7 protein-coding genes are annotated in these 4,303 nt (G+C 45.9%); 6 read left to right on the top strand and 1 reads right to left on the bottom strand.

The genetic code is table 11. From position 1 onward, the window contains the following. The first annotated feature begins 92 nt into the window (after window positions 1-92). Window positions 93-1,019, top strand: coding sequence for an RluA family pseudouridine synthase (locus tag O9290_RS11520; protein WP_288057134.1), 927 nt, complete (start codon window positions 93-95; stop codon window positions 1,017-1,019). Here O9290_RS11520 and bioU read toward each other — a convergent pair. Further along, a complete protein-coding gene (gene bioU / locus O9290_RS11515; protein WP_002762647.1) occupies window positions 1,016-2,017 on the bottom strand; it encodes a (S)-8-amino-7-oxononanoate synthase BioU in 1,002 nt (333 codons plus the stop codon). The genes O9290_RS11520 and bioU overlap by 4 nt on opposite strands. Window positions 2,018-2,327: 310 nt before the next feature. On the opposite strand from bioU, the gene O9290_RS11510 reads away from it, so the two are divergent. From O9290_RS11510 to O9290_RS11490, 5 genes are all read left to right on the top strand, one after another. Further along, complete coding sequence (locus O9290_RS11510) at window positions 2,328-2,543, top strand: DUF2997 domain-containing protein (RefSeq protein ID WP_002752708.1); 216 nt, start codon at window positions 2,328-2,330, stop codon at window positions 2,541-2,543. Between the two features lie 44 nt (window positions 2,544-2,587). Continuing rightward, window positions 2,588-2,974 carry a DUF1257 domain-containing protein gene (locus O9290_RS11505; RefSeq protein ID WP_002762644.1) on the top strand — a complete coding sequence of 129 codons (387 nt, stop codon included), beginning with the start codon at window positions 2,588-2,590 and terminating at the stop codon, window positions 2,972-2,974. After that, the gene (locus O9290_RS11500; protein ID WP_002784283.1) at window positions 2,974-3,381 is read left to right on the top strand and encodes a ferredoxin; all 408 of its coding nucleotides are present in this window, start codon (window positions 2,974-2,976) and stop codon (window positions 3,379-3,381) included. The genes O9290_RS11505 and O9290_RS11500 overlap by 1 nt, the downstream gene beginning before the upstream one ends. A gap of 115 nt (window positions 3,382-3,496) precedes the next feature. Continuing rightward, window positions 3,497-3,799, top strand: coding sequence for a hypothetical protein (locus O9290_RS11495; RefSeq protein ID WP_002795986.1), 303 nt, complete (start codon window positions 3,497-3,499; stop codon window positions 3,797-3,799). Continuing rightward, window positions 3,800-4,051: a toxin-antitoxin system TumE family protein gene (locus O9290_RS11490; protein WP_288057132.1), complete on the top strand. Its 252-nt coding sequence runs from the start codon at window positions 3,800-3,802 to the stop codon at window positions 4,049-4,051. Window positions 4,052-4,303 lie beyond the last annotated feature (252 nt).

Raw genomic sequence — 4,303 nt, 5'->3', positions numbered from 1 at the left:
ATAAGTCCCACACCCCACACCCCACACCCCACACCCCACACCCTGCCCCCTCCCTTCTCCCCTACACCCTACACCCTGATAACTAAAAACCGATGAACCAATTAAACTTAGAAGTTGCGGGAAAAAAAGAACGTTTAGATGCTTGGATGGGGTCACAATTGCCCGATTTATCGAGATCGAGGCTGCAAAAACTGATAGAACAGGGATATATACAGTTAAATGGTCAAATTTGCACTAATAAAAATACTAAAGTTGGTCAAGGTGATCGCTTAAAGATTACCATTCCCGACAGTCAACCCCTCGAATTAACCGCCGAGGCGATCGAGCTTGATATTCTTTACGAAGACGACTATCTGATTATTATCAATAAACCTGCCGATTTAGTGGTTCATCCGGCTCCCGGCCACGAATCGGGAACCTTGGTCAACGCTTTACTACATCACTGCCCGAATTTAGCTGGAATTGGTGGAATTCAACGCCCCGGTATAGTCCACCGCTTAGATAAGGATACCACGGGTGCGATCGTTATTGCCAAAACCGACCAGGCTCATCAACACCTACAGGCACAATTAAAAACCAAAACTGCCCGCCGGGAATACATCGCCCTCGTCCACGGTGTCCCCAAAACGGAGACAGGTACAATTGATCTGCCGATCGGTCGTCACCGCAGCGATCGGCAAAAGATGGCTATTATTGCCGTGGAAAAAGGCGGTAGAAATGCCGTCACTCACTGGCAAGTCAAGGAAAGACTGGGCAACTACACCTTAATGGAATTTCGCCTAGAAACTGGCAGAACTCATCAAATTCGCGTTCATAGCAGCCAAATCGGTCATCCGATTCTTGGGGATCCCCTCTATAGTTCAGGTCGTTCCATCGGGATTAATCTACCCGGGCAATTACTCCATGCCCATCGTTTAATTTTAGTACATCCGGTCACGGGAGAGAGCCTAGAAGCGATCGCTCCCTTACCCGCTATTTTCCCGAAAGTTTTAGCTATTTTACGGCAGAGAAACCCCTAGCGCACAAATTGCGGCATAATCTCCGCTGCTGTCCATAATCCGTAGATACCGCGACGATGTAGGGAAACCCCCGCTTTCAGATAACCGAAAGCCGGCCCGCAGACATTAGCCGCCATACTGGTTTCATCACCTAAAGTGAGGGTATGGGTGGAAATTTTGCCTTCAAAAGTCCGCCCCGTGACTTTAACATTGGTACTCAAGGGCTTTTTCGGGTTGCGCGTATCCACCACACCCCCGACGGAAACCCGATCGCGTCCACAGATTCCGGCTAATTCCAGCATAATATCGTCTGCGTGTTCCATATTTTCGAGGCTGAGAATGCCATTGGTTTTATTTAACAGCATTTCCACTTCCGCATCACTCATCCGGTGCGCCGTTTCTGGGTCGTAACCGGGTAAATGGGCGATATCTTCGCGAATAGTGGCCCGATAAGCCTCCCAGTTGGCAATTCCCACGCCGAAGGTAATTTTAACGCTATGAATCTCTGCATAACTCTGGGCAGCTAGGGCAGCGGCAGCAGTTAACAGTCCGGGGGTAGCGCCGCAGCCGGTCATGTAGGTGATGCCGGCGGCTTCTAGGTCTGCTTGTAGTGCTAAGATTTGTTCCATGGCGCTGGTACGTTTGAGCGCATCGACTAAAACCCCGCGCCAACCCAAGCGAATGAAAGTTTTAGCGATATCGGCCATGAAATTGTTGGGTAAATTCGGCAAGGCGAGAAAATAGCCTTCTACGTCGGCAGTTTTGATTAATTCCTCGATACTGTTTTGGCTGAGACTGCCGTAATTTTCCAGATAACCGATCGAACCCTGGTCATGATAAATTTTGTTACAGGTATTGACATCTAGACCGTCTTTGTGGTAAGCAAAACCAGCTTTATCGGCGGCGGCAGTCCAGAGCATTTCCTGTTTGGGGGCGAGAATTCTAGCGGCAGCCTGTCCCAAACCACCAAAACCTAAAACACCGATCCGAAGGCGATCGCTGGCTATTTGTTTATTCATACTTGTTTTGATTCCTATAGACAAAATTCTATGATCTCGGCGGTCGTGGTTCGCCGTTGCATCTCCTTTATTTTCAATTTATCGCTTCAGGTCGTCTTTTTTGTGTAGTTTTGTTAAATTGTGCCTCCTGGGTCAAGGTTCGCCCTTGACGATGAAGAAAAGTTACGGGAAACTTACAAAAAATGAAAGTGGTTAGGTGACGTAATATAAAGTTTTGCTAAAATTTTAACCAGATTGCTACGATTAGCAAACTATCGTAAATTAAAACGATAGGGAGCTTTGCAAACCCCAGATCACGCCGAGAAGAGCTATGAGCATGGAAAGCCTAGAGTTTATTATCTATCCCGATGGTCGCGTCATGGAAAAGGTGACAGGCATAGTCGGTTCATCTTGTCAAGAGGTGACGGCGGCGATCGAGGCACAACTCGGGCAGCTGATGTCTCAAGAGAAAACCTCGGATTATTACCATCAAACCGTCAGCCAGTCAGAGAAAGTCAGCAACGCAGCCACTTTTAGCGACTGGTAATTTTTCATTTTTCCCAATCCCTTTATTTAAGCCACTGAAAAGCCATGTCACACTTTAGCAATATCAAAACCAAAATCCGCGATCTATCCTACCTAAAAGCCGCCCTGAGCGATATGGGGATGGAATGGAAAGAGGGTTCCCACCCCGTCAAAGGTTATCAAGGTCAAACTTTAACCGCAGAGGTGGTAATCGAGCAGGATAACAATTACGATATCGGTTTTCGCTGGAATGGTAACGAGTACGAGTTAGTTGCGGATTTGCAATACTGGCAACAACCCCTAACCGTAGAAGGATTTTTAAGAAAAGTAAATCAAGGTTATGCCTACCACACCATCCTGGCAGAAACTGCTAAACAGGGTTTTCAGGTGGCAGCACAGGAAAAAAATACTGATGGTTCCATTCGTCTAGTGGTACAACGTTGGAGTGCCTAATGGCTGATTTTTCTCCCGAACGCTCTGGTTTTGAACCAGAGTTAGGGGGATTCCTGAGAGATTCCCCCGATCGCACTGGTTTTGAGCCTGAATTGGGTGGTTTACAGCGCCAGAAAGCGGTTTACGTCGATGAGGTCACTTGTATCGGTTGTAAACACTGCGCCCACGTTGCCCCCAATACCTTTTTTATTGAAGGCGAATACGGTCGCTCTCGCGTCTATAATCAGGACGGTGACGAAGAAGAAATTATTCAAGAAGCGATCGAGACTTGTCCAGTTAACTGTATTCACTGGGTTAATTATAATAATTTGCAATTCCTTGAGGAAGAACGCAAACATCAAGTGATTAAACAGTTAGGTTTTCCTCAGATTCACAAGAAATTTAGCCCCGCAGATTTAGATATCTAGGGTGGATAGGTACAGCCTCATCCACCTATTATTTCCTAGAAGTTATGGCAGCGGCTCCCGATCGAATCCGCTACAGTTCTCACGGGAAATAATCCTATCTCGGATTTTAAGGACAATGAACACCCAACTGATTGATTCTCTCGTGCGAATTATTCTCTCTCTCTCCGAGGAAGAAAGAGAGTTACTGAATCGAAAAATTGAGAGCGAACAACGGGAAAATTTGCAGATTAACGCTCAAATTTTGGATTTAGAAACCCGTGTCAAGCAATACGAAAATCAATATCCCATGAGTTCGGAAGAATTCTCTCCTAGATTTCGTTCTGGTGAGCTAGGGGACGCTATGGATTATTTCGAGTGGAATGTTTATTATGAAATGCTATTGGCAGCTAGAAAAGAGATAAGTTTACGATCAAATTAGATGGAGATAGCCGATTATATTCGCAAGGTTTGGATCGTTACAATAAGCTATCGCTATCAATGGATGGACGCAAGCAAACAGAAGTTAAGAAAACGCTGGGATAACGTAGAACATTTTCCCGATCTACCCAATTTTCCCGATCATGTTCATGTAGGAGATGAGTTAAACGTTCAACCTGGCGAATCTAGAAATATTTTACAAATTATCACCGTAATCGAGCGCGAGATCGAGATTTTGTGGAACGCATTCTAGAAAGAAACCAAGTCCTATAACTCATCAAATTTCAAGGAAGTCGCGAGAATTATCCGCCAGTTCGCGGGGTAGGCGCAATCGGGCTGAGGGTGGAGTGGTGGGAGCGTAGCACGGGAGCATCTCACCTTTGCAATGAGCATAAATACTTAGTGGAAAAATAGGCTTTTCGAGGGTAATTCTTGTTTTAATTCTCCATGTACGCAGTCTTTAAAAGCCTCTATTTCGTTCCAAGACACGATTAAGAGTGGCTTT

The sequence above is a fragment of the Microcystis sp. LE19-41.2A genome (assembly GCF_027530405.1).
GTDB lineage: Bacteria > Cyanobacteriota > Cyanobacteriia > Cyanobacteriales > Microcystaceae > Microcystis > Microcystis aeruginosa.
The sequence above is the reverse complement of the archived record's forward strand: the minus strand, read 5'-3'. Positions and strand labels throughout refer to the sequence as shown.

Coding starts and splice junctions, on each gene's coding strand:
- O9290_RS11520 (WP_288057134.1), top strand. CDS start 93: ATGAACCAATTAAACTTAGAAGTTGCGGGAAAAAAAGAACGTTTAGAT.
- bioU (WP_002762647.1), bottom strand. CDS start 2,017: ATGAATAAACAAATAGCCAGCGATCGCCTTCGGATCGGTGTTTTAGGT.
- O9290_RS11510 (WP_002752708.1), top strand. CDS start 2,328: ATGAGCATGGAAAGCCTAGAGTTTATTATCTATCCCGATGGTCGCGTC.
- O9290_RS11505 (WP_002762644.1), top strand. CDS start 2,588: ATGTCACACTTTAGCAATATCAAAACCAAAATCCGCGATCTATCCTAC.
- O9290_RS11500 (WP_002784283.1), top strand. CDS start 2,974: ATGGCTGATTTTTCTCCCGAACGCTCTGGTTTTGAACCAGAGTTAGGG.
- O9290_RS11495 (WP_002795986.1), top strand. CDS start 3,497: ATGAACACCCAACTGATTGATTCTCTCGTGCGAATTATTCTCTCTCTC.
- O9290_RS11490 (WP_288057132.1), top strand. CDS start 3,800: ATGGAGATAGCCGATTATATTCGCAAGGTTTGGATCGTTACAATAAGC.